General features: G+C 61.1%; 23 protein-coding genes. 18 read left to right on the top strand and 5 right to left on the bottom strand.

The genetic code is table 11. The features are described 5' to 3' along the window. Positions 1–18: 18 nt before the first annotated feature. Genes tauB through tauD form a run of 3 tightly spaced genes read left to right on the top strand, consistent with a single transcriptional unit; the run spans position 19 to position 2542 of the window. Positions 19–813: a taurine ABC transporter ATP-binding subunit gene (gene tauB / locus HU749_RS02325; RefSeq protein ID WP_095963000.1), complete on the top strand. Its 795-nt coding sequence runs from the start codon at positions 19–21 to the stop codon at positions 811–813. Then, positions 810–1649: a taurine ABC transporter permease TauC gene (tauC, locus tag HU749_RS02320; RefSeq protein WP_186651445.1), complete on the top strand. Its 840-nt coding sequence runs from the start codon at positions 810–812 to the stop codon at positions 1647–1649. Before tauB ends, tauC begins: the two co-directional genes overlap by 4 nt. A 50-nt stretch (positions 1650–1699) precedes the next feature. After that, the gene (gene tauD, locus HU749_RS02315; protein WP_079301474.1) at positions 1700–2542 is read left to right on the top strand and encodes a taurine dioxygenase; all 843 of its coding nucleotides are present in this window, start codon (positions 1700–1702) and stop codon (positions 2540–2542) included. Positions 2543–2635: 93 nt separating this feature from the next. Here tauD and mgrA read toward each other — a convergent pair whose 3' ends face one another. Next, the gene (mgrA, locus tag HU749_RS02310) at positions 2636–3673 is read right to left on the bottom strand and encodes an L-glyceraldehyde 3-phosphate reductase (protein WP_014336027.1); all 1038 of its coding nucleotides are present in this window, start codon (positions 3671–3673) and stop codon (positions 2636–2638) included. A 196-nt stretch (positions 3674–3869) separates the two neighbouring features. After that, positions 3870–4760, bottom strand: coding sequence for a LysR family transcriptional regulator (locus HU749_RS02305; RefSeq protein ID WP_046065262.1), 891 nt, complete (start codon positions 4758–4760; stop codon positions 3870–3872). Between the two features lie 116 nt (positions 4761–4876). Between HU749_RS02305 and HU749_RS02300 the strand changes: the two genes are divergently transcribed. Next, a complete protein-coding gene (locus tag HU749_RS02300) occupies positions 4877–5617 on the top strand; it encodes an SDR family oxidoreductase (RefSeq protein WP_046065261.1) in 741 nt (246 codons plus the stop codon). Between the two features lie 166 nt (positions 5618–5783). Here HU749_RS02300 and betT read toward each other — a convergent pair whose 3' ends face one another. Further along, positions 5784–7745 (bottom strand): choline transporter BetT, encoded by a 1962-nt coding sequence (betT, locus tag HU749_RS02295; RefSeq protein ID WP_162843731.1) that lies wholly within the window; start codon positions 7743–7745, stop codon positions 5784–5786. 427 nt (positions 7746–8172) lie between these two features. Between betT and HU749_RS02290 the strand changes: the two genes are divergently transcribed. From HU749_RS02290 to HU749_RS02235, 12 genes are all read left to right on the top strand, one after another. Then, a complete protein-coding gene (locus HU749_RS02290; protein WP_079301892.1) occupies positions 8173–9165 on the top strand; it encodes a D-cysteine desulfhydrase in 993 nt (330 codons plus the stop codon). Between the two features lie 312 nt (positions 9166–9477). Further along, complete coding sequence (gene tcyJ / locus HU749_RS02285; protein WP_027911796.1) at positions 9478–10278, top strand: cystine ABC transporter substrate-binding protein; 801 nt, start codon at positions 9478–9480, stop codon at positions 10276–10278. After that, positions 10278–10943, top strand: a complete 666-nt coding sequence (gene tcyL, locus HU749_RS02280) for a cystine ABC transporter permease (RefSeq protein ID WP_014336021.1) — start codon at positions 10278–10280, stop codon at positions 10941–10943. The genes tcyJ and tcyL overlap by 1 nt, the downstream gene beginning before the upstream one ends. Positions 10944–10946: 3 nt before the next feature. Continuing rightward, on the top strand, positions 10947–11708 hold the full coding sequence (gene tcyN, locus HU749_RS02275) for an L-cystine ABC transporter ATP-binding protein TcyN (RefSeq protein ID WP_186651447.1): 762 nt from the start codon (positions 10947–10949) through the stop codon (positions 11706–11708). Positions 11709–12243: 535 nt separating this feature from the next. Continuing rightward, on the top strand, positions 12244–13014 hold the full coding sequence (locus tag HU749_RS02270; protein WP_186651450.1) for a hypothetical protein: 771 nt from the start codon (positions 12244–12246) through the stop codon (positions 13012–13014). 376 nt (positions 13015–13390) lie between these two features. Further along, complete coding sequence (locus HU749_RS02265; RefSeq protein ID WP_095974112.1) at positions 13391–14632, top strand: SfnB family sulfur acquisition oxidoreductase; 1242 nt, start codon at positions 13391–13393, stop codon at positions 14630–14632. Between the two features lie 23 nt (positions 14633–14655). Beyond that, entirely contained in the window at positions 14656–15849 is a 1194-nt protein-coding gene (locus tag HU749_RS02260; protein WP_186651452.1) for an SfnB family sulfur acquisition oxidoreductase, read from the top strand. After that, positions 15849–17207, top strand: a complete 1359-nt coding sequence (locus HU749_RS02255) for an LLM class flavin-dependent oxidoreductase (protein WP_186651454.1) — start codon at positions 15849–15851, stop codon at positions 17205–17207. Before HU749_RS02260 ends, HU749_RS02255 begins: the two co-directional genes overlap by 1 nt. A gap of 37 nt (positions 17208–17244) precedes the next feature. After that, the gene (locus HU749_RS02250; RefSeq protein ID WP_046065254.1) at positions 17245–18054 is read left to right on the top strand and encodes a MetQ/NlpA family ABC transporter substrate-binding protein; all 810 of its coding nucleotides are present in this window, start codon (positions 17245–17247) and stop codon (positions 18052–18054) included. 1 nt (position 18055) lies between these two features. Next, entirely contained in the window at positions 18056–19180 is a 1125-nt protein-coding gene (locus HU749_RS02245; RefSeq protein WP_186651456.1) for a methionine ABC transporter ATP-binding protein, read from the top strand. Beyond that, the gene (locus HU749_RS02240; RefSeq protein WP_186651458.1) at positions 19170–19814 is read left to right on the top strand and encodes a methionine ABC transporter permease; all 645 of its coding nucleotides are present in this window, start codon (positions 19170–19172) and stop codon (positions 19812–19814) included. The genes HU749_RS02245 and HU749_RS02240 overlap by 11 nt, the downstream gene beginning before the upstream one ends. Positions 19815–19982: 168 nt before the next feature. Then, on the top strand, positions 19983–20612 hold the full coding sequence (locus HU749_RS02235) for a class I SAM-dependent methyltransferase (protein WP_186651460.1): 630 nt from the start codon (positions 19983–19985) through the stop codon (positions 20610–20612). A gap of 161 nt (positions 20613–20773) precedes the next feature. On the opposite strand, the gene HU749_RS02230 is transcribed toward HU749_RS02235, so the two are convergent. After that, on the bottom strand, positions 20774–21340 hold the full coding sequence (locus HU749_RS02230) for a transporter substrate-binding domain-containing protein (RefSeq protein ID WP_079301484.1): 567 nt from the start codon (positions 21338–21340) through the stop codon (positions 20774–20776). 133 nt (positions 21341–21473) lie between these two features. Between HU749_RS02230 and HU749_RS02225 the strand changes: the two genes are divergently transcribed. After that, positions 21474–21899, top strand: coding sequence for a DUF4399 domain-containing protein (locus HU749_RS02225; RefSeq protein ID WP_186651462.1), 426 nt, complete (start codon positions 21474–21476; stop codon positions 21897–21899). A 107-nt stretch (positions 21900–22006) separates the two neighbouring features. Here HU749_RS02225 and serA read toward each other — a convergent pair whose 3' ends face one another. Beyond that, entirely contained in the window at positions 22007–23236 is a 1230-nt protein-coding gene (serA, locus tag HU749_RS02220; protein ID WP_003186856.1) for a phosphoglycerate dehydrogenase, read from the bottom strand. Positions 23237–23441: 205 nt separating this feature from the next. Here serA and HU749_RS02215 point away from each other — a divergent pair, with 205 nt between their 5' ends. Next, positions 23442–24836 (top strand): D-2-hydroxyglutarate dehydrogenase, encoded by a 1395-nt coding sequence (locus tag HU749_RS02215; RefSeq protein ID WP_041475654.1) that lies wholly within the window; start codon positions 23442–23444, stop codon positions 24834–24836. Positions 24837–24877 lie beyond the last annotated feature (41 nt).

Here is a 24877-nt window from a genome sequence, read left to right as displayed (position 1 = left end):
AAAAAAGGGAGACACGCGATGGCCTTGCTACAGCTGGAGCGCATCAGCGCACAGTACCCCGGCGCGGCGGAACCGGTGCTGGCGGATATTTCACTGACCCTGGGGCCCCAGCAATTGCTGGTTGCCCTCGGCCCGTCCGGCAGTGGCAAGACATCGCTGTTGAACCTGATTGCCGGGTTCGTCGAGCCCAGCGCCGGGCAGATCACCCTCGACGGCACGCCCGTCAAGGGCCCGAGCGCCGAGCGCGGCGTGGTGTTCCAGGACGATGCACTGCTGCCTTGGCAGGACGTGCTGGCCAACGTTGGGTTCGGCCTGGAACTGGCTGGGGTCGGCAAGCAAAAGCGCGAAGCCCGGGCCCGGGAAATGCTTGCCCTGGTGGACCTGGCCGGTTTCGAGCAACGCCGTGTCTGGCAGCTCTCCGGCGGCCAGAAGCAACGCGTCGGCCTGGCCCGGGCACTGGCAGCCGACCCGCGCGTGCTGTTGATGGACGAACCTTTCGGGGCGCTGGACGCCTTCACCCGCGAGCAGATGCAGGAACTGTTGCTGCAGGTCTGGCAGCGCACCGCCAAGCCGGTGTTCCTGATCACCCATGACATTGAAGAAGCCGTGTTCCTCGCCACTGACTTGATTCTGTTGGCACCGAACCCGGGGCAGATCGTCGAGCGCCTGAGCCTGGATTTCGGCCAGCGCTACGGGGCCGGGGAGTCGGCGCGGTCGATCAAGTCCGACCCGCGCTTTATCGAAACCCGCGAGCATGTGCTCGCCAAGGTGTTCTCCCAACGCAGCGCCACTCGGCCACAGGAGCGCGCATGAGCAGCTACGAAATTCCAGCCGCCGTCAGTGAAACGACGAGCAAGCGCCCGGCCGGCGGCTTGAGGCCCAGCCTGAGTACGCGCTGGATCAGCGGCTTGACCCTGATCGCACTGCTGGCGGTCTGGTGGGCCGTCACCGCCAGCGGCCTGATCGAACCGCTGTTCCTGCCCTCGCCGTCTGCCGTACTGCAAAAAGGTTGGCTGCTGGCGACCAGCGGCTACATGGACTCGACCCTCTGGCAGCACCTGGCCGCCAGCCTTGAACGCATCGGCCTGGGCCTGTTGTTCGCGGTGCTGACGGCGGTGCCGGTGGGCATCGCCATTGGCGCCAACCGCATCGCGCGCGGCGTGCTCGACCCGTTGATCGAGTTCTACCGGCCAATTCCGCCGTTGGCGTACTTGCCGTTGATCGTGATCTGGTGCGGCATCGGCGAGTTGTCGAAGGTGCTGTTGATCTACCTGGCGATCTTCGCCCCGATTGCCATTGCCACCGCCACCGGTGTGCGCACCGTCGACCGGGCCAAGCTACGCGCTGCGCAATCGTTGGGCGCCACCCGGGCCCAGTTGATTCGCCATGTGATCGTGCCCGGTGCCCTGCCGGACATTCTCACCGGCATTCGCATTGGCCTGGGCGTGGGTTGGTCGACGCTGGTGGCCGCCGAGTTGATCGCCGCCACCAGTGGCCTGGGGTTCATGGTGCAGTCGGCGGCGCAGTTCCTGGTCACCGACGTGGTGGTGCTGGGGATCCTGATGATCGCACTGATCGCCTTCGCCATGGAAATGGGCCTGCGCGCCCTGCAACGCAAACTGGTGCCATGGCACGGCCAGGCCCATTGATAGCCAATGACCACGCCGACCATTCGGCGCCCCAATCCGAGAACACGACGATGAACCGCCCGACCATTACTCCCTTGAGCACAGCCCTCGGCGCGCAGATCAGTGGGATCGATATCAGCCAGCCGCTGAACCCGGAACATCGCGAGGCCATCGAGCAGGCCTTGCTCAAGCATCAGGTGTTGTTCTTTCGCGACCAGCCGATCGACCCGACGCAACAAGCGCGTTTCGCCGCGTATTTTGGCGACCTGCACATTCACCCGATCTACCCCAACGTACCGGAGCAGCCCGAAGTACTGGTGCTCGACACCGCCGTCACCGATGTCCGCGACAACGCCGTGTGGCACACCGACGTAACTTTTTTACCGACGCCGGCCCTGGGCGCGGTGCTCAGCGCCAAGCTACTGCCGGCGTTTGGCGGCGACACGTTGTGGGCCAGCGGCATCGCGGCCTACGAAGCGCTGTCAGCCCCTTTGAAACGCTTGCTGGAAGGCCTGACAGCGACCCACGATTTCACCCGGTCCTTTCCATTGGAACGGTTTGGCAACACCGCCGAAGACCTGGCGCGCTGGGAAGAGGCACGGCGGAAAAACCCGCCACTGTCCCATCCGGTGATCCGCACTCATCCGGTGAGCGGGCGACGGTCGCTGTTCGTCAATGAAGGCTTCACGACGCGGATCAACGAGCTGTCGGAAACCGAAAGCGAGGTGATCCTGAAACTGCTCTTCGCCCACGCCACCCGCCCGGAGTTCACCCTGCGCTGGCGCTGGCAGGTCAACGACGTGGCGTTCTGGGACAACCGCGTCACCCAGCACTTTGCCGTCGATGACTACCGCCCCGCCCGCCGGGTGATGCACCGGGCGACGGTGTTGGGGGATGTGCCGTTTTTCAGGTGAGGCACTGAATCTGAATTGTTCTTGTGGCGAGGGGATTTATCCCCTCGCCACAGGATTGTGTATTCAGCTGATCATTGCAGATCAGCCGATTCGTTACTCAGCCGACGAAGGCTTCTCCCAAAGATTGATCCCGCCTTCCTGGGCAAACCGGTCGATCTCGGCCAGCTCTTCAGCGCTGAAGCTCAGGTTCTTCAGCGCCCCGACGTTCTCGATAATCTGCTCCGGCCGACTGGCACCAATCAGCGCGCTGGTCACGCGGGGATCGCGCAGGGTCCAGGCCAGGGCCATTTGCGCCAGGCTTTGGCCGCGCCGCTGGGCGATCTCATTGAGGGCACGTACATGGGCGATGTTTTCCTCCGACAGGTGCGAAGCCTGCAAAGAGCCGCCGCCCGGACGATTCACCCGCGCATCGGCCGGAATACCCTTGAGGTACTTGTCGGTCAACAGGCCCTGGGCCAGTGGCGTGAAAGCGATCACACCGGTACCCAGTTCGTCGGTGGCGTCCAGCAGGTCCTTTTCCACCCAGCGGTTGAGCAGGTTGTAGGCCGGCTGGTGAATCAGCAGCGGGACTTTCCACTCTTTGAGCAGCGCTGCCATTTCCCGGGTCTTCACCCCGGAATACGAGGAAATGCCGATGTACAACGCCTTGCCCTGCTGTACGGCAGTGGCCAGTGCGCTGGCGGTTTCTTCCAGTGGGGTGTCGGGATCGAAGCGGTGGGAATAAAAGATATCCACATAGTCCAGCCCCAGGCGTTGCAGGCTCTGGTCGAGGCTGGCGAGCACGTATTTGCGCGAGCCACCGCCCTGGCCGTAAGGACCCGGCCACATGTCCCAACCGGCCTTGCTGGAGATGATCAACTCATCGCGGTACTGCTTGAAATCTTCACGCAGCAACCGGCCGAAATTGATCTCGGCGCTGCCGTAGGGAGGACCGTAGTTGTTTGCCAGGTCGAAGTGGTTGATGCCCAGGTCAAACGCCGTGCGCAGCAAGGCGCGCTGGGTATCGATGGGCGTGCTGTCGCCAAAGTTGTGCCACAACCCCAGCGACAGCGCCGGCAGCACCAGCCCGCTGCGACCGACGCGGCGATAAGGAATGGACTCGTAGCGGTTTTGCGCAGCGGTGTAGGTCATCGAAAGGCTCTCTGTTCGGACGCTGGTGGCAGAAGCTAACACTTCACAGACGCATCGGTCAGGCTGAAAGTTCGCAAATAGAGTGGGAGCGAGCTTGCTCGCGATAGCGGTGGATCAGCCAATGAAAATATCGCTTGGCAAGGCCTCATCGCGAGCAAGCTCGCTCCCACAAGGACAACGATAACTACGGGGCACACTAACGCGCCTGCGCAAACACCTCCGCCACCCAATCCACGAATACACGAACCCGCGGCGACATGAGTCGGTTGTGCGGATAGAGCACCGACACCGGCATGGACGGTGGTGGGGTGGCGGTGAGGACTTCCTGCATCAGGCCTTGCCGGATCGGTTCTTCCATCCGGTAATGCGGGCATTGGATCAGGCCCAGGCCGGCGATGGCCGAGGCGGCATAGATTTCGGCGCCGGACACCGACAGCGAGCCTCCGATCGGTACCTCCCTGAGTTCGCCATCGACCATGAACTCAAACGGATAGAGTTTGGCGGTGGTCCGCGAGACGTAGTTCACCGCTCTGTGATGTTTCAAGTCATCGAGGCTTTTCGGCTCGCCATACTGGCGCAAGTAACCGGGACTGGCACAGGTGATCTGCCGGAGATTGGCGACACGCCGACCGATCAATGACGAATCCGCCAGCTCACCGGAGCGCAGCACGCAATCGACGCCTTCGGCGATCAGATCGACGAAACGATCGGCCTCGCTGATGAACAGTTCTATTTCGGGATAGCGGGCCATGAATTGCGGCAACGCCGGAATCACGAAATACCGTGCCTGGGTTCCGTGCAAGTCCACCCTCAACTTGCCTTTGGGCGCCACGCCGCGAAACGCCAGTTCGGCTTCTTCAAGTTCCGCCAGCAATTGCACGCAGCGTGGGTAATAGGCTTCGCCATCGAGGGTCGGGCGCACCTTGCGAGTGCTGCGCTCCAACAAGCGAACGCCCAGCCAGGCTTCGAATTGATTGAGGGTGTGGGTCAGCGTGGCCCGTGGCATGTTCAAGTCTTCAGCGGCCAGGGTGAAGCTGCTTCGCTCGTAGATGCGCACGAACACCTTCATCGCTTTGACTTGATCCATCTGAATCCGGCGCCTTTATTGTTAGTGATTGTTGAACAGTCAAGGCAACTTTCGGGCATTTATCGCCGAGAGTAAACATGTGAACCTGACTTCACCCACTTCAAGAGGACTCAAACATGCCGACTCAAACGTCCAAAGTTGCCATCGTTACCGGTGCTTCCCGCGGCATCGGCGCCGAAATCGCCAAGCAACTGGCCAGCGAGGGTTTCGCCGTCGTCATCAACTACGCCAACAGCGCCAGCGAGGCGTCCAAGTTGGTGGTGCAATTGCGCCAGGCCGGCCACCAAGCCATAGCGGTGAAGGCAGACGTGTCCTCTGCCACCGATGTTCGTCGGATGTTCGATGAAACCGAAGCGCAACTGGGCAAGGTCGATGTGTTGATCAACAACGCCGGCATCCTCCAGGTGATGCCCCTGGCGCAGCACAGCGACGAGCTGTTCGACCAGACGTTCGCTATCAACACCCGTGGCACCTTCAATACCCTGCGCGAGGCCGCGACCCGTTTGAATGACGGGGGCCGGATCGTGAATTTTTCCAGCAGCACCGTGGGCCTGAACCTGCCCGGCTACTCGGTGTACATCGCCAGCAAGGCCGCGGTGGAATCCCTGACCCAGGTGTTTGCCAAGGAATTGCGCGGTCGGCAGATCACGGTCAATGCCGTGGCCCCCGGCCCCGTCGCGACCGAACTGTTCATGCACGGCAAGAGTGAGGAGCAGGTGCAGCACTACGCCAAGATGCCGCCCCTGGAACGCCTCGGCCAGCCGCAAGACATTGCCAGCATCATCGCGTTCCTGGTGAGCCCGGCCGCTGGCTGGGTGAACGGGCAGATCCTGCGGGCCAATGGCGGGCTGGTCTGAGGCTTTTTCCTGCGTCGCCAGTCAAGCCGCTATCGTCGGATCGCCGCCCGGAGCAGGCTCGCTCCCACAAGGAAATCACTAACCTTACAGGAGGGAACCACTTAACCCTGTGGGAGCGAGCTTGCTCGCGATGAGGCCAGTGACAATGGAAGGCCTAGCGCCTCGATCAGCGCACCAAATGCAGAAACTGCAGGTGGCGCTCGTACTGGTCGAGGATGTCGTTGATGATTTGTTCCTTGGTGTAGCCCACCAGGTCGTAATCCTGGCTGCCTTCGCTCAAGTGCACCTCGGCACGGTAGTAACGACGGTTGTTGAGTTCCTTCGAGCCCATGCCGCCGCGGGCGAAGGACGGCGTGAAGTAGCCGCGCATCTGCACCTGATAGATGAACGGATGCTGCTCGCCGTGGCCGATCTCCAGGCTGACGTTGTCGTTGGCCGGGTCGGGCTGGGTCACCACCGTCAGGCCCTTTTCGACGAACACCGCCGTCACCTCTTCAATGGCCGGACGCACCGTGGTGTCGAGGAAACGGTACACCTCATCACGGGACGGAAAATGCACCGCCTGGCTCAAGCGTTGGCGCCAGCCGCCCGTGCCCCGACGTGAACCCGATACCGGAGCCAGGGAGTGCAATTGCGCGATCTGCTTCTGGGACTCCAGGTAGAACGCCTTGTGCAGGCCCCACATCATCAGCAGCAGAATCAACGAGAACGGCAAGGACGTCAGTACCACCGCCGACTTCAAGGCATCGATGCTGCCGGAGAACAGCAACGCACTGGTCACCAGGGCCGTCATCGCGCCCCAGAACACCCGCAGCCATTTCGGCCCGTCCTCATCGGGGTTGCCGCCCTTGGCCGACAACGTCGACAGCACCACGGTGCCGGAGTCGGCGGACGTGACGAAGAACACGAAGCTGATGAACACCGTGACGGCGATGACGGTCTTGCTCCAGGGGTAGGTTTCCAGCAGCAGATAAAGGCTCATCGATGGGTTTTCCAGGGCGGACATGCCCAGGGCACTCATGCCGTGGTTCAGCACCTGGTCGATGGCGCTGTTGCCGAAGATCGACATCCACGCCAGGGTGAAACCCAGGGGAATCAGCAGCACGCCAAACACGAATTCACGGATGGTGCGGCCACGGGAAATCCGCGCGATGAACAGCCCCACGAACGGCGACCACGCGATCCACCAGGCCCAGTAGAACACCGTCCAGCCGCCCAGCCAGTCACTGGGTTCGTTGTAGGCGTACAGGTCAAAGCTCTTCATCGGCAGGGCGCCGAGGTAATCGCCGATGTTCTGGATCAAGGTGTTGAGCAAATGCTGGGTGGGCCCGGCGAACAACACGAACAGCAACAGCGCACAGGCCAGCAACATGTTGATGTCGGACATGACCCGCACGCCCTTGTCGACACCGGCCACCGCCACAATGATCGCCGCGCCCATCATCAGCACGATCAGGCCGACCTGAATCCACTGGGTGTGGGCGATGCCGAACAGGTAGTCGAGCCCGGAATTGAGGTGCAGCACACCAAAGCCCATGTCCGCGCCGAGGCCGAACACCGTGGCGATAATGCCGAAGCCGTCCACGGCGTAGCCGATGGGACCGTTGATGCGCTTGCCGATCAGCGGGTACAGCGCCGAACGCAGGGCCAGCGGTAAATTGTGCCGGTAGGCGAAGTACGCCAGGGCCATGCCGACGAACGCGAAAACGCCCCAGCCGTGCAGACCCCAGTGCAGGAACAGGATCTGCATGGCCTGCCGTGCCGCTTGCGCGTTGCCAGCCTCGCCCTGGGGCGGCTGGACCATGTGGGTCAGCGGCTCGGAAACACAGAAGAAAAACAGCGTGATGCTGATGCCGGCGGCGAACAACATGCCGGCCCAGGACAGATAACTGAATTCGGGTTCGTCGTGGTCGGCACCGAGCTTGATCTTGCCGTAGCCGGACAAGGCGGTGACCACCACGAAGACCAGATACAGCGTCATCGCCAGCATGTAGTACCAGCCGACCGTATTGGCCGCCCAGTTCTGGGCCGCCAGCAGCCAGGCGCCGGCCTGCGCGGGCATGGCAATCACCACCAGGCCGAACAGCAGGATGAAGGTCGCGGCGAAGTAAAAGACCGGCGGGTTCATGCGGACCAGGCCGCTGGGTGGAAGGGACGAGGCACTCATGAAACAAGCTCCTCGGGAAAAAGAATCGGGGTGGTCGAAAACGGACTCGGCAAAGGCAAGCCTCCTGTTGTGAGCGGGCAGCAAACCGACGGTTTAACTTGAATGAGCGTTCAAGTTAAACATGAATAGGTAGCTAAGGACTAATCGCAGGGCTCGACGGCACGCTTCCTACACTAGCCCACGAGAGGGTATGACGTTGCCTGGAGGGCATTCGTTCACTGGCGCCAAGCCCCTGTGGGAGCGAGCTTGCTCGCGATAGCGGTGTAGCAGTCAATGAAGATGTTGAATGTCAGGCCGCTATCACGAGCAAGCTCGCTCCCACATGCCGGTTGCCCATGAATATCGGCGTGCCTATAGTCCAGGCATCGCCTACAACCAGTACGGACCCATGATCAAACAACAGCTGTCTCGCTTTAACCGTCTCGACCTGCTCGGCCATCCGACACCGCTGGAAAAACTCGACCGCCTCTCCACCTGGCTCGGCCGGGACATCTATATCAAGCGTGACGACCTGACGCCCCTGGCCTTGGGCGGCAACAAACTGCGCAAGCTCGAATACCTGGCCGCCGATGCCATCGCCCAAGGCGCCGATACCCTCATCACCGCCGGGGCGATCCAGTCCAACCATGTACGCCAGACCGCTGCCCTCGCCGCAAAGCTGGGCCTGGGCTGCGTGGCCTTGCTGGAAAACCCCATCGGCACCGAAGACAGCAATTACCTGGGCAACGGCAACCGGTTGCTGCTGGAGTTGTTCGACGCCAAGGTCGAGCTGGTGGACAACCTGGACAACGCCGATGAGCAGCTACAGGCGCTGGCCGGTCGCCTGCGCAGCAACGGGAAAAAACCCTACCTGGTGCCGATTGGGGGTTCGAACGCCTTGGGCGCACTGGGTTATGTGCGCGCTGGCCTGGAACTGGCCGAGCAGATCAAGGACACCGGGATTGAGTTCGCCGCCGTGGTACTGGCCTCGGGCAGTGCCGGGACCCATAGTGGCCTGGCGCTGGCGCTGAGTGAAGCCCTGCCGGCGCTGCCTGTCATCGGCGTAACGGTTTCGCGCAGCGAGGAGGACCAGTTTCCGAAGGTCCAGGGCCTGGCCGAGCGCACGGCAGCGTTGCTCGAAGTCGCCCTTCCAGAGGCGTTCAAAGTGAACCTGTGGGACGAATATTTCGCCCCCCGCTACGGCGAACCCAACGCCGGGACACTGGCAGCGGTCAAGCTACTGGCCAGCCAGGAAGGGCTGTTGCTCGATCCGGTCTACACCGGCAAGGCCATGGCCGGCCTGCTCGACGGCATGGGTCGCGACCGTTTCGACGAAGGCCCGATCATCTTCCTGCACACCGGTGGCGCACCGGCGTTGTTTGCCTACAGCGCGGCGTTCTGAGATGTCGGGGGGGAACCTCTATGTGGGAGCGAGCCTGCTCGCGATAGCGGTGGATCAGCCAAGATCAATTTGGCTGACAGACCATCGCGAGCAGGCTCGCTCCCACAGAAGAATCCCATTACATATTGGAATATGTGGATGATTTAATATTATTTTCCAATCTATAAAACCCATCCTATAGTCTCGCCGCAGGCGCATTTGCCGCGAGACGCCCAAGCTGCTTTAAGGCAGGATGTGGCAATCTTTTCAGATCGCGGCTACGCCTTATCTCAGCCAAAATAACCTCTTCATAAGAAAACACAGGGGCTTGTCATGAATTTTTCCGCATTACGTCGCAACCTGTTGGTAGGTTCGCTGGGCCTGGCATTGAGCGCCGGCTTGTTGGGGCAAGCGGTTGCCGGTGAGCAACTGCAGAAGATCAAGGACGCCGGCGAAATCAAGATCGGCTTGGAAGGCACTTATCCACCGTTCAGTTTCGTTGATGAGAGCGGCAAACTGACCGGCTTCGAAGTGGAGTTCTCCGAAGCCCTGGCCAAGGAGCTGGGTGTGAAGGTCAAGCTGCAGACGACCCCATGGGCCGGCATCCTCGCGGCTTTGGAATCCAAGCGTCTGGACGCAGTGGTGAACCAGGTGACCATCTCCGAGGAGCGTAAGAAAAAGTACGATTTCTCCGAGCCGTACACCGTTTCCGGGATTCAAGCGCTGGTGCTGACCAAGAAAGCCGACGAATTGAACATCAAGAAGGCCGCCGACCTGGACGGTAAAAAAGTCGGCGTGGGCCTGGGCACCAACTACGAACAGTGGGTCAAGGCAGAAGTACCGGGCGCCCAAGTCAAAACCTACGATGACGACCCTACCAAGTTCCAGGACCTGCGCGTCGGTCGTATCGACACCATCCTGATCGACCGCCTGGCCGCTCTGGAATACGCCAAGAAAGCCAAGGACACCACCGTCACCAGCGAAGCCTTTTCGCGCCAGGAGTCCGGTATTGCCCTGCGCAAAGGCGAGCCTGAGCTGTTGGCAGCAGTGAACAAGGCCATCGAAAAACTGCGCGCCGACGGTACGCTGAAAAAGCTTTCGGAAAAATACTTCAGCGCTGACGTTACCCAATAATGGAAGCAGCTCTTCAACTCGCACTGGACTCCGCGCCCTTCCTGCTCAAGGGCGCGTATTACACGGTCATCCTCAGCCTGGGCGGCATGTTTTTCGGCTTGCTGCTGGGGTTCGGCCTGGCGCTGATGCGCCTGTCGCGCTTCAAACTGGTGAACTGGATCGCCCGCATCTACGTGTCGTTCTTTCGCGGCACGCCGTTGCTGGTGCAGTTGTTCGTGATCTATTACGGGTTGCCACAACTGGGCATCGAGCTGGATCCACTACCGGCGGCCCTGATCGGTTTCTCGCTGAACATGGCCGCCTACGCGTGTGAAATCCTGCGGGCCGCCATCAGTTCCATCGAGCGTGGCCAGTGGGAAGCGGCGGCAAGCATCGGCATGACCCGCGCCCAGACCCTGCGCCGGGCCATCCTGCCGCAAGCCGCACGCACGGCCCTGCCACCGTTGGGCAACAGCTTCATTTCCCTGGTCAAGGACACCGCGCTGGCGGCGACCATCCAGGTACCGGAGCTGTTCCGCCAAGCGCAGTTGATCACCGCACGAACCTTCGAAATCTTCACCATGTACCTTGCCGCCGCGCTGATCTATTGGGTTCTGGCCAGCGTGCTCTCGCACCTGCAGAACGTCCTGGAAGCCCGGGTCAATCGGCATGACCAGGAGTCCTGACCCATGATTGTCGTGGAAAAACTGACAAAGCAGTTCAAGGGTCAGGTGGTGCTCAACGGCATCGACTTGAAGATCGAAGAAGGTGAAGTGGTTGCGATCATCGGCCCCAGCGGCTCGGGCAAGACCACCTTCCTGCGCTGCTTGAACTTCCTCGAAGAGCCCAACAGCGGCCGGATCAAGGTCGGCGACATCGAGATCGATGGCAGTCGCCCGCTGAACCAGCAACAGGGCCTGGTGCGTCGTTTGCGCCAGCAGGTGGGCTTCGTGTTCCAGAACTTCAACCTGTTTCCCCATCGCACCGCATTGGAAAATGTCACTGAAGGCCCGCAGGTGGTGAAGAAAATTCCTCGTGCCGAAGCCGAAGCCCTAGGGCGCAAGCTCTTGGCCAAGGTCGGCTTGGCCGGCAAGGAAGACGCCTATCCACGACGCCTTTCCGGCGGCCAGCAACAGCGCGTGGCGATTGCCCGGGCGTTGGCGATGGAACCGGCGGTGATCCTGTTCGACGAGCCGACCTCGGCCCTCGATCCGGAGCTGGTGGGCGAGGTGCTGGCAACCATTCGTGGCTTGGCCGAAGAAAAACGCACCATGGTCATCGTGACCCACGAAATGGGCTTCGCCCGGGATGTGGCCAACCGCGTGGTGTTTTTCGACAAAGGTGTGATCGTCGAACAAGGCGAAGCCAAGGCCTTGTTTGCAGCGCCCAAGGAAGAACGCACGCGACAGTTCCTCAGCAAGTTCCTCTCGGCCGGACATGGCGCCCAGTAAGTTATGGTGAGTGTCATCACTTCCAGGGATGGAAGTGGGACCACTGCCACACACTCAACACAACACTGCCATCAACTTCGCTATAAAGAAACAACTTGAAACTTGCGCCCCACTCAATATCCGCGAGCGTTTTATGTGCGGCATGGACACACCCTCGCAACACTTCCCTGCGGCCCACCCCCCCCTCCTCTTTAGTCTAAAGACGCTCTTTCGAGCCTTTTAATAAACCGGCGAGCTTAGGAAAAGGGCCTGTGACGCCGAGCATTCTTAACATTCATGCGTAGGACGTTTCTGAAGCCTTTCACAATGAATTATTAAGCAAGTGCCTCTATTGACACTGAAACTATTGAGCCCTTATCTAGTGCCCTGTATCACAAATACTAGTGTCCAACAGGCGATGCACATTATTTATGTTCTGCACAGTGACCAAGCACAGCCAACCTATATGGCTGCACACATAAAAATATGTCGCGATCAGCCATCGCCGTTGATCTTTCCGAAACGGACTTAGTTTTCAAGCATCAAGGAGAACACCATGACATGTAAGTCGAAGAGTCCTGAACTGGCCGCCCCCACCCTGGCCAATGCCCACCCTACCGGCATCAATATCGCCAACGCCGCTCACCTGGAGGTTGCCATTGCGCCCTACCCGGGCATGGACGCAGGTGACCTGATCGAACTGTTCTGGGACAACTGCTACGTCGGCTCGCGCTTGCTGTCGCAGACCGATGTGCAAGACAGCATCATCCTGCGGGTCCCGGAGAGTTTCATCGCCGATGGAGCCTCGCACATTCACTATCGGGTGATGCAAGTCGGACGTGGGCCGGCGCTATCCGCCAAGCAACGGGTACACGCGAAGCTCGATTGCCCCGGCGGGCAGCCGTCGGCCCTGAGCGGCGATGAAAACCAGGGCCTGACGCCAGTGCGCATCCCCGGCACTATCCGACGCCAAGGGGTGAACCCCAACCAGATCAAGCGCGGCGTACCGCTGACCATCGAACCCTACCTGAACATGGCCGCCGGCGATGCCGTGACCCTGCGCTGGGGCGATGTGCGCATGGACTTGCCGGCGGTTACCGCCAGCGAGGTCGGCCAACCAATCAATATCTGGGTCCCGCCGCAGATCATCCTGGAGGCAGGAGAAGACCTGCGCCTGGAAGTGACCTACTGCATCCTCGACCGCGTGGGCAACAACTCCCACTGGGCACCGCCACGGACGTTGAAGATCGGTTGCGCCAATCCGTACCTGAACACTGCACCGAAACAGCCGCTCATGGCCGCCGAAACGCGCCGCCGAGAGCCCTGATGCAAATACTCATGCGGCAAGCATGCTTTTGTGGCGAGGGAGCTTGCTCCCGCTTGGGTGCCTAGCACCCACTGGCAAACAAAGAAGGGTCGCTGCGCAACCCAGCGGGAGCAAGCTCCCTCGCCACAAAAGCTGCTTCGCTCCTAAGCGAGCATACGGCCCTCAATTTAAAACCAACCTATATATATTCCTAAAAGTTAGTTCAAAAATAATTTATACACGCTTAGGGTATATACACCGGACCACCGGACATTCTTGATTTTCGCTCGCCGCCTTCATCGCGGCGTTTCTTGAGATGTGAGGTGGGTATGGAACGAAACACAATCACCCCAGTGCAATACGCCCAGGCACTGCCTGCAGCCACGGAGTGGCTGTAATGTCGGATCTGGCGCAAGCAAAAGTCCAGAGCGACCTGGACATCGCACCGCTGTTGTTGCCTGCACAGGTGTTGCGCAACGATGCCGAGGCCATCAAAGCTGCCCATGAACTGGCGCAGGTCGCCCGTCAGCAGGCCGCGCGTCGTGATCAGCAACGCAAGCTGCCCTGGGCAGAAATCGAGCAATTCACCCGCAGCGGGCTGGGCAGCATCGCCATTCCCCGGGCATACGGCGGCCCACAGGTTTCGTTCGTCACCCTGGCCGACGTGTTCGCGATTATTTCCGCCGCTGACCCGGCCCTCGGGCAGATCCCGCAAAACCAGTTCGGCGTGCTCCAACTGATTCTCGGCACCGGCACCGAACGGCAGAAAAAAATCCTCTTGCAGAGCGTGCTCGAAGGCTGGCGCATCGGCAACGCCGGGCCGGAACGCGGCACTCGCAATACCCTTGAACTCAAGGCTCGGATTACCGCTGACGGTGACGGGTTTGTCATCAATGGTCAGAAGTTCTACTCCACCGGCGCGCTGTTTGCTCATTGGGTCGCGGTCAAGGCGTTGAATGACGAAGGCCGCCAGGTGCTGGCGTTCGTGCGGCGCGGCACCCCGGGCCTGCGGATCGTCGACGACTGGTCAGGGTTCGGCCAACGCACCACCGCCAGCGGCACCGTGCTGCTGAACAATGTGCGGGTGGATGCCGACTTGGTCCTGGATAACTGGCGTATCAACGAAACGCCCGGTGTGCAAGGCGCGATTTCCCAACTGATCCAGGCCGCCATCGATGCGGGGATCGCCCGTGGTGCCATCGACGACGCCATCGCCTTCGTTCGCGAGCGGGCCCGACCCTGGATCGATGCCAAGGTCGACCGAGCCAGTGACGACCTCTACGTGATCGCCGACATTGGCAAACTGAAAATCGAACTGCACGCCGCCGAAGCTTTGCTGCGCAAGGCCGGACAGGTGTTGGACCAGGTCAGTGCCGCCCCCATCACGGCGCAATCGGCCGCCCGCGCCTCGATTGCCGTGGCCGAGGCCAAGGTGCTCACCACCGAGATCGCCCTGCAAGCCAGCGAAAAACTCTTCGAGCTGGCCGGCAGCCGCGCCACCCTCGCCGAATTCAACCTCGACCGTCACTGGCGCAACGCACGGGTCCACACCCTGCACGACCCGGTGCGCTGGAAGTATCACGCGGTAGGCGCCTACCACCTGAACGGCACCTTGCCAGCCCGCCATTCCTGGATCTGACGACCCGACCTCTGGAGCAGTACATGACGTTTTCTCAACACGTCGCGGTGATCACCAGCGATGAACAAGCCCTGATCGTGGCCAGCGACCTGGCCGATGACTTCAAGCGCGACAGCGCCCTGCGCGACCGCGAGCGCCGCTTGCCGTACCCGGAACTGGAGGCCTTCTCCCGCTCGGGCCTGTGGGGCATCAGCGTGCCCAAGGCCTACGGCGGCGCCGGTGTTTCCAACGTCACGCTGGCCAAGGTCATTGCGCTGATTTCTCAGGCCGACGGCTCGCTGGGGCAGATCCCACAAAATCATTTCTACGCCCTGGAAGTACTGCGGGTAAACGGCAGCGAAGCGCAAAAACAACGCCTGTATGCCGAAGTCCTGGCCGGCCAACGTTTTGGCAATGCGTTGGCGGAGCTCGGCACCAAGACTGCCCATGACCGCATCACCCAACTGCGCCGCGAGGGCGAGGGCTATCGCATCAACGGTCGCAAGTTCTACGCCACGGGCGCGATCTACGCCCAGCGCATCCCTACATCGGTGGTGGACGAAAACGGCGTGCAACAACTGGCGTTCGTCCCTCGCAACAGCCAAGGCCTGTCAGTGATCGACGACTGGAGCGGTTTCGGCCAGCGCACCACGGGCAGTGGTTCGGTGGTGTTCGAAGACGTCTATGTCGACGCTCAAGACATCGTGCCCTTCCAGAGCGCCTTCGAACGCCCGACGCCGGTCGGGCCGCTGGCGCAGATTCTTCACGCCGCCATCGACACCGGCATCGCCCGCGCCGCCTACGAAGACGCCCTGCATTTTGTCCGCAATAAAACCCGCCCCTGGATCGACGCCACCAGCGACGTCGCCACCGACGACCCACACACCCTCAAGAGTTTCGGCCAACTGAGCATCCGCCTGCATGCCGCCGAAGCCCTGTTGGAACGCGCCGGTGAGTTTCTCGACCGGGCCCAGGCCGACACTCAGGCCGACACAGTCGCCGCCGCCTCGATTGCCGTGGCCGAAGCCCGTGCCATCAGCACCGAAATTTCCCTGGCCGCCAGCAGCACGCTGTTCGAATTGGCCGGCAGCCAGGCGACCCTGGCCGAACATGGCCTAGACCGCCACTGGCGCAACGCCCGGGTGCACACCCTGCATGACCCGGTGCGCTGGAAATACCACGCGGTGGGCAACTTCTACCTCAACGATGAAAAACCGCCGCTGCGAGGGACTATCTGATGGCGGCCGGCAAGAAAAAGATCCTGCTCAACGCGTTCAACATGAACTGCATCGGGCACATCAATCACGGCCTGTGGACCCACCCTCAGGACACGTCGACCCAGTTCAATACGATCGAATACTGGACCGCCCTGGCGCAATTGCTTGAGCGCGGATTGTTCGACGGGTTGTTCATCGCCGACATCGTCGGCGTCTACGACGTCTATCAACAATCAGTGGACGTCACGCTCAAGGAGTCGATCCAGCTACCAGTCAACGACCCGTTGCTGCTGGTGTCCGCGATGGCTGCCGTGACGAAAAACCTCGGCTTCGGCCTCACCGCCAACCTGACCTACGAACCGCCCTACCTGTTCGCCCGACGCATGAGCACCCTCGACCACCTGAGTCGTGGTCGGGTCGGCTGGAACATCGTCACCGGCTACCTGGACAGTGCCGCCAAGGCCATGGGCCTGACGGCGCAGGTCGAGCATGACCGCCGCTACGACCAGGCCGACGAATACCTGCAAGTGCTCTACAAACTGTGGGAGAGCAGTTGGGAAAACGACGCGGTGCTCAACGACCGCGAGCAGCGGATCTATGCCCGGCCAGAGAAAGTGCACAAGGTCCGGCACCAGGGCGAGTTCTACCAGGTCGAGGGCTATCACCTCTGCGAACCCTCGCCCCAGCGCACGCCAGTGCTGTTCCAGGCCGGCAGTTCCGAGCGCGGCCTGCTGTTCGCCGGGAGGCATGCCGAGTGCGTATTCATCAGCGGCCAGAACAAACCGGCGACCAAGGCTCAGGTGGACAAGGTCCGCGCCAGCGCCCTAGAGGCCGGGCGCAACCCCGAGGACATCAAGGTGTTCATGGGCCTGAACGTGATTGTCGGCGAGACCGAAGCGGCCGCCTGGGCCAAGCATGCCGAGTACCTGGGCTACGCCAGCGCCGAGGCCGGGGTGGCGCATTTTTCCGCGTCGACGGGGATCGATTTTTCCCAGTACGAACTGGACGAACCGATCCAGTACGTGAAGAGCAACGCCATCCAGTCCGCCACCAAGACCTTGCAGAACAACGACTGGACCCGGCGCAAATTGCTGGAGCAACACGCCCTGGGCGGTCGCTACATCACGGTGGTGGGTTCACCCGAGCAAGTGGCCGACGAGCTGGAGTCCTGGATCGCCGAAACCGGCCTCGATGGCTTCAACCTGACCCGCATCGTTACGCCGCAAAGCTACGTGGACTTCATCGACCTGGTGATCCCCGAGTTGCAGAGACGCGGCTCGTACAAGACCAAATACGACAACGGCACCCTGCGCGAAAAACTGTTTCACGCAGAGGCTCACCTACCCGAACAACACACTGGCTCGACCTACCGGCACTGACCCTGTGACTCATCCATCAATGACTGGAATACCCGACATGACCAAGCACTTCCTGACCCTGCCAGTCAAAACCCTGGCCCTGGCCCTCGGCCTGTTCAGCTCGGCGCTGTTTGCCGCCGATGCGCCGTTGAAAATCGGCACCACCGCCGCGTTCGCCATTCCCCTGGAGGCGGCCGTCGAAGAAGCCGGCAAGCAAGGCTTGAAGGTCGAGTTGGTGGAGTTCAGCGACTGGATCGCGCCCAACGTCAGCCTGGCCTCCGGCGATATCGACGTGAATTACTTCCAGCACATCCCGTTCCTGGAAAATGCCAAGGCCGCCGCCGGGTTCGATCTGGTGCCCTTTGCGCCGGGGATCATCAACAACGTCGGCCTCTATTCGAAAAAATACAAAAGCTTCGACGAGCTGCCAGAAGGCGCCAGCGTCGCCATTGCCAACGACCCGATCAACAGCGGTCGCGGCCTGCAACTGTTGGCCAAGGCCGGGCTGATCAGTCTCAAGCCGGGCGTCGGCTACAAGGCCACTGAAGACGACATCGTCGCCAACCCGAAGAAACTCAAGATCCTGCAGGTCGAAGCCGTGCAGTTGGTGCGCGCTTATGAAGATGCCGACCTGGTGCAGGGTTATCCCGCCTACATCCGCCTGGCCAAGACCTTCGATGCCAGCTCTGCCTTGCTGTTCGACGGCCTCGATCACAAGGAATACGTGATTCAGTTCGTGATCCAGCCCAAGAGCAAGAACGATCCACGATTGATCAAGTTCGTCGACATCTACCAACACTCGCCAGCCGTGCGCGCCGCCCTGGACAAGGCCCACGGCAAGCTCTACCAAGCCGGCTGGGAAAGCTGACATGAACGCCGTCAACGCTCGACTCCGACACGAAGCCCCCACGCTCCAGAGCGCCGGGCAGACCGAACTGCATCCCGAGCTCAACCGTGCTCATGTGCGCTTCATCGGCCTGGGCAAGACCTATAACGGTGCCCAGGGTCCGGTGGCCGCGCTGCAAGACATCGACCTGGCGATCCAGCGCGGCGAGGTGTTCGGCATCATCGGCCGCAGCGGCGCCGGCAAGTCGTCGCTGATCCGCACCATCAACCGCCTCGAACAACCCACCAGTGGCCGGGTGTTGATCGATCAGATAGACATCGGCGAGTTCGATGAAGACCGCCTGGTGGAACTGCGTCGGCGCATCGGCATGATCTTCCAGCACTTCAACCTGATGTCGGCCAAGACCGTGTGGCAGAACGTCGAGCTGCCGCTGAAAGTCGCCGGTGTGCCCAAGGAGCAACGCCAGCGCAAAGTTCGCGAGCTGCTGGAACTGGTCGGTCTGCAAGGCAAGCACAAGGCCTATCCGGCGCAACTTTCGGGTGGGCAGAAACAGCGGGTGGGGATTGCCCGGGCGCTGGTGCATGACCCGCAGATTTTGTTGTGCGATGAAGCCACCTCGGCCCTGGACCCGGAGACCACTCAATCGATCCTCGGCCTGCTGCGCGAAATCAACCAGCGGCTGGGCCTGACCATCGTGTTGATCACCCATGAAATGGCGGTGATTCGCGAAGTCTGCGACCGGGTGGTGGTGCTCGAGCAAGGGCGAGTCGTCGAGCAGGGGCCGGTCTGGGAAGTGTTTGGCAACCCGCAACACGAGGTCAGTCGAACACTGCTGGCACCGTTGCAACACGCGATACCGGAAGAGCTGCAAAGCCGCTTGCAGGCGCAGCCGGCATCGGCGGATGCCGCCACTGTGCTACGCCTGCAATTCACCGGCATCGATCGTGAAGAGCCGGATCTCGCCGCCTTGTTCAGCGCCCTCGGTGGACGGGTGCGGCTGCTGCACGGCGGCATCGAGCGAATTCAAGGCCACGGGCTGGGGCAATTGCTGCTGGCCGTGAGCGGTTCGTCGTGGGGCGCCGAGGAACTGCGGCAACGGGCGGGCAATTGGGCCCAACGGGTGGAGGTGCTGGGTTATGTGGTTTGATCGGTTGTTGCAGGGTTTCATCGACACGTTCCTGATGGTCGGCGTGTCGTCGCTGATCGCGCTGTTGGCGGGCATCCCGCTGGCGGTGATCCTGGTGACCAGCGGCAAGGACGGGATCTATGAAGCGCCGGCCTTGAACCGGGCCCTGGGCGCGTTCGTGAACCTGTTTCGCTCGATACCGTTCCTGATTCTGATGGTGGCGCTGATCCCGTTCACCCGGCTCATCGTCGGCACCACCTATGGCGTGTGGGCAGCGGTAGTACCGCTGACCATCGCCGCCACACCGTTCTTTGCCCGCATCGCCGAAGTCAGCCTGCGGGAGGTCGACCATGGCCTGATCGAAGCGGCCCAGGCCATGGGTTGCCGGCGCTGGCACATTGTCTGGCATGTGCTGCTGCCCGAAGCCCTGCCGGGCATCGTCGGCGGTTTTACCATCACCTTGGTGACCATGATCAACTCTTCGGCCATGGCCGGCGCGATCGGCGCCGGCGGCCTGGGCGACATCGCCTACCGGTACGGCTACCAGCGATTCGACAGCCAGATCATGCTCACGGTGATCGTTTTGCTGGTGGCGTTGGTCGCTGTTATCCAATTGAGTGGTGACCGCCTGGCGCGGGGCTTGAACAAGCGCTGACCGGGGAGAGCAGTTGACCTGTGGGAGCAAAGCTTGCTCGCGATAGCAGAATTCCATCCAACATGGATGCCAGCTGGACGACCGCATCGCGAGCAAGCTTTGCTCCCACAGGTAGACCAATGATCTTGCGGTATAGTCGGCTGACGCTCCCCACTCAAGCCCCCAATCATGAAGCACACCACCGAAGACCTGCACGCCATCACCGCCACGACCCTGGGCCATTACAACGCCGTGGCAGAAAGCTTTCGCGAAGGCACCCGCGATCACGATGTGAGCCAGAACATCGACGCCTTGCTGCGCCATATCCAGGGCCAGGCACCGCTGCACATCCTGGACTTCGGCTGCGGCCCGGGGCGCGACTTGCGCACGTTTACCGGCCTGGGCCATGTGGCGGTCGGCCTCGACGGCTCAGAAGAGTTTGCCCGGATGGCGCGCCAGGACAGCGGTTGCGAAGTGTGGCAACAGGACTTCCTGGAACTCGACCTGCCGGCCGGACGCTTTGACGGCATTTTCGCCAACGCGGTGCTGTTTCACGTGCCCGTCCAGGAACTGCCTCGGGTGCTCAAACAACTGCACGCCACCCTCAAGCCCGGCGGCGTGCTGTTCAGCTCAAACCCACGGGGCGAAAACCAGGAGGGCTGGAACGGCCAGCGCTTCGGCGCTTACCACGACCTCGCGGCGTGGCGCACGCTGCTTGGCGACGCAGGCTTCGTGGAACTGGAACATTACTACCGACCAGCGGGCCTGCCGCGGGAGCAACAGCCTTGGTTGGCGAGTGTCTGGCGTAAACCTGCTTAGCATTTGAAGACGCCATCGCGAGCAAGCTCGCTCCCACACTCGATCAGCGGTGGACTCATGATCTGTGAGCAACCGCAGATCCAATGTGGGAGCGAGCTTGCTCGCGATGGCGGTCTATCGGCCAATGAAGATTGATGTCAGGCCTCATCACCTGAACGGCTTCACTCCTGCTTGCCCAACCACTTCTGCGATAACTGCTCCAACCGCCCGTCATCCTTGATACGTGTCAGGGCGTTGTCCAGGCTGGCCTTGAACGCCGGGTTGCCCTTCTGGAACGGAATCACCAGGCTCGGCGGCGGGCCGCTCTTTTTTTCCGGCTGGAACGACTGCGCCATGACCAACGGGCGTGGCGTCTCATCCTTGCTCGCCAGCAGTTGTGCATCCGGTTGGCTGTAAGCCGCACTGAGGTCGAAACGTTCCGCCAGTTCCGGGGTCATTGCTATGTGGTTGATGGCAACGTCGTACTTGCCGCTCTCCACTCCAGGCAGCAGATCCGCGGCATCGGTGACCACGAAGTCGGGGCGTACATCGAGCTCACCGGCAAGCATTTCGCCCAGTTCCACTTCGAAACCGGTGAGTTTGCCGTCTTCCTTGAAGTTGAAGGGCGCGGTGTTGGCCTCGAGGGCAATGCGCAGTTCGCCACGGTCATTGATGTCATCGATCAGTTCGGCATGAGCCAGGGGGCTCAAAAGGGGTAGCAGGCAAATCAGGCCAGGCAGAAAGCGCATGGTCACTCCTTTGTATTTTTACAAGCGACGCTCGTTTCAGGCTCGCTTTGCTATGGTTGTTGCAGGCTTCGACAACGATTGGTCATGAAGTTGTCATGGCCAGGCGGATTTCATGGAAAAACTGGAGAAAAAAATGAAAAGCTTTATGTCTCGTGCCGCGTTGGCCGGCCTGTTGTTGGGCGCTTCGATGCTGGCAAGCGCCGCGACCCCGGCGCCCAAAGGTGCAGAAGTGTTCATCGTTTCCCCGGCAGACGGCGCCACCGTCGCCCAAGAGTTCAAGGTCAAGTTCGGCGTCAAGAACATCGCCCTGGCTCCGGCGGGCGATATGACCAAGAATACTGGCCATCACCATTTGCTCATCGATGCCGACAAACTGCCTGCCGCCGGCGCGCCGATTCCGACCGACGCGCATCACATGCACTTCGGCAAGGCACAAACCGAAGCCACCATCAAACTGACCCCGGGCAAGCACACCCTGCAATTGATCCTGGGCGACAGCGGCCATATGCCGTTCGATCCGTCGATCGTGTCCGAGAAAATCACGGTGGATGTGAAGTAACAGCCCTGGCCGACACACCGCCGCTCCCACAGGGTTTTGATGTTGTGTCAGGCAAAAAAACGGGAGCCCTTTTGGGGCTCCCGTTTTTTATTGCAAGCCAGGCCTGCTTAGAACAGCACGCGGCAACGAATAGTGCCGTTGATGTGCTGCAGCTTCTCTTGCGCCAGGTCCGAGTATTCGGCGTCGACGTCGATCACGACGTAGCCGACTTTCTCGTTGGTCTGCAGGAACTGACCGGAAATGTTGATGCCGTTTTCCGCGAAGACCTTGTTGATCTCGCTCATCACACCCGGGATGTTTTCGTGGATGTGCAGCAAACGGTGCTTGCCAGGGTGTGCCGGCAGGGCCACTTCCGGGAAGTTCACGGACGATACCGAAGTACCGTTGTCGCTGTACTTGACCAGCTTTTCCGCCACTTCCAGACCGATGTTGGCCTGGGCTTCAGCGGTGGAACCGCCGATGTGCGGGGTCAGGATCACATTGTCCAGGCCACGCAGCGGGCTTTCGAAGATGTCGTCGTTGGAGCGTGGCTCCACCGGGAACACGTCGATGGCGGCGCCGATCAGGTGCTTGTCCTTGATCGCGTCGGCCAGGGCGTCGAGCTTGACCACGGTGCCACGCGCGGCGTTGATCAGGATCCCGCCCTTCTTGATGGCGCGGATTTCCTTCTCGCCGATCATCCACTGGGTGGCAGCGGTTTCCGGCACGTGCAGGGTCACGATGTCGGACATGCCCAGCAACTCGTGCAGGTTGTTGACCTGGGTGGCGTTGCCCAGGGGCAGCTTGGTCACGGTGTCGTAGAAGAACACCTGCATGCCAAGGCCTTCAGCCAGTACCGACAACTGGGTGCCGATCGAGCCGTAGCCGACGATACCCAGCTTCTTGCCGCGGATTTCGAAGGAGTTGGCCGCGCTCTTGATCCAGCCACCACGGTGGCAGGAAGCGTTCTTCTCAGGGATGCCGCGCAGCAGCAGGATCGCTTCGGCCAGCACCAGCTCGGCAACGGAACGGGTGTTGGAGTACGGCGCGTTGAACACCGCGATACCGCGCTCGCGCGCCGCGTTGAGGTCAACCTGGTTGGTGCCGATGCAGAAGCAGCCGACCGCCACCAGTTTCTTGGCGTGGTCGAAGATCTCTTCGGTCAATTGGGTACGGGAGCGAATGCCGATGAAGTGAGCATCGGCGATCTTTTCCTTGAGCTGGGCTTCCGGCAGAGAACTGGTGATGTACTCGATGCTGGTGTAGCCCGCCGACTTGAGGACGTCGACAGCCGATTGGTGGACGCCTTCGAGAAGAAGGAACTTGATCTTGCTCTTATCGAGAGAAGTCTTGCTCATCTGCGTAAACCTGTGTCCCGGAGAAAAATGGCAGGGAATCGGACAGCGCATGCTGGCCCGACCGGCGTGACAGCCGTCGCCGCAGAACAGCCGTTGGGCACTACGCTGCGGGGTCGGTATGCTAGCATATGCACCCCGCTAAACACTCATTCCTGCGACGTGAAGCGTTCTCAGGATGACCATGAATTGTTCGAGAGTTCTGTCGATGACCAATCCTGCCGTGATAGATGAGCTGAAGACCCTGGTTGAGCCTGGCAAGGTCTTGACCGATGCCGACTCCCTGAACGCTTACGGCAAGGATTGGACCAAGCATTTTGCCCCTGCGCCTTCGGCCATCGTCTTTCCCAAGACCACCGAACAGGTCCAGGCCATCGTGCGCTGGGCCAACGCGCACAAAATCGCGCTGGTGCCTTCGGGCGGGCGTACCGGGCTTTCCGCCGCGGCCGTGGCGGCCAACGGCGAAGTGGTCGTGTCGTTCGACTACATGAACCAGGTGCTCGACGTGAACCTCACCGACCGCACCGCGGTCTGCCAGCCTGGCGTGGTCACCGAACAACTGCAGAACAAGGCCGAAGAACATGGCCTGTATTACCCGGTAGACTTCGCTTCGGCAGGTTCAAGTCAGATTGGCGGCAATATCGGCACCAATGCCGGCGGGATCAAGGTCATTCGCTACGGCATGACCCGCAACTGGGTGGCGGGCATGAAGGTCGTCACCGGCAAGGGTGACCTGCTGGAGCTGAACAAGGACCTGATCAAGAACGCCACCGGCTACGACTTGCGGCAACTGTTCATCGGCGCCGAAGGCACTTTGGGCTTCGTGGTCGAGGCCACCATGCGCCTGGACCGCGCACCGAAAAACCTCACCGCCATGGTGCTCGGCACGCCGGACTTCGACTCGATCATGCCGGTGCTGCACGCCTTCCAGGGCAAACTGGACCTGACCGCCTTCGAATTTTTCTCCGACAAAGCCCTGGCCAAGGTCCTCGGTCGCGGCGACGTGCCAGCACCGTTTGAAACCGAGTGCCCGTTCTACGCCCTGCTGGAATTCGAAGCCACCACCGAAGAAGTCGCCAACCACGCCCTGGAAACCTTCGAGCATTGCGTGGAGCAAGGCTGGGTGCTGGACGGCGTGATGAGCCAGAGCGAAACCCAACTGCAGAACCTGTGGAAGCTGCGCGAATACATCTCCGAAACCATCTCCCACTGGACGCCTTACAAGAACGACATCTCGGTGACCGTCTCCAAGGTTCCGGGTTTCTTGCGGGAAATCGACGCGATCGTCGGCGAGCACTACCCGGATTTCGAAATCGTCTGGTTCGGCCACATCGGCGACGGCAACCTGCACCTGAACATCCTCAAGCCGGAAAACCTGAGCAAGGATGAGTTCTTCGCCAAGTGCGCGACCGTGAACAAATGGGTCTTTGAAACCGTCGAGAAATACAACGGCTCGATTTCCGCCGAACACGGCGTGGGCATGACCAAGCGCGACTACCTGACCTATAGTCGTTCGCCAGTGGAAATCGAGTACATGAAAGCGGTGAAGGCGGTATTCGACCCGAACGGCATCATGAACCCGGGCAAGATTTTCGCGGTTTGACGCCTAAAAACACCTGATGAACCCCAGAAGCAGGAGTCGGT

This window comes from Pseudomonas ogarae (assembly GCF_014268695.2).
In the GTDB taxonomy this organism is placed as follows: Bacteria; Pseudomonadota; Gammaproteobacteria; order Pseudomonadales; family Pseudomonadaceae; genus Aquipseudomonas; species Aquipseudomonas kilonensis.
This window is presented reverse-complemented; position numbering and strand designations above follow the sequence as displayed.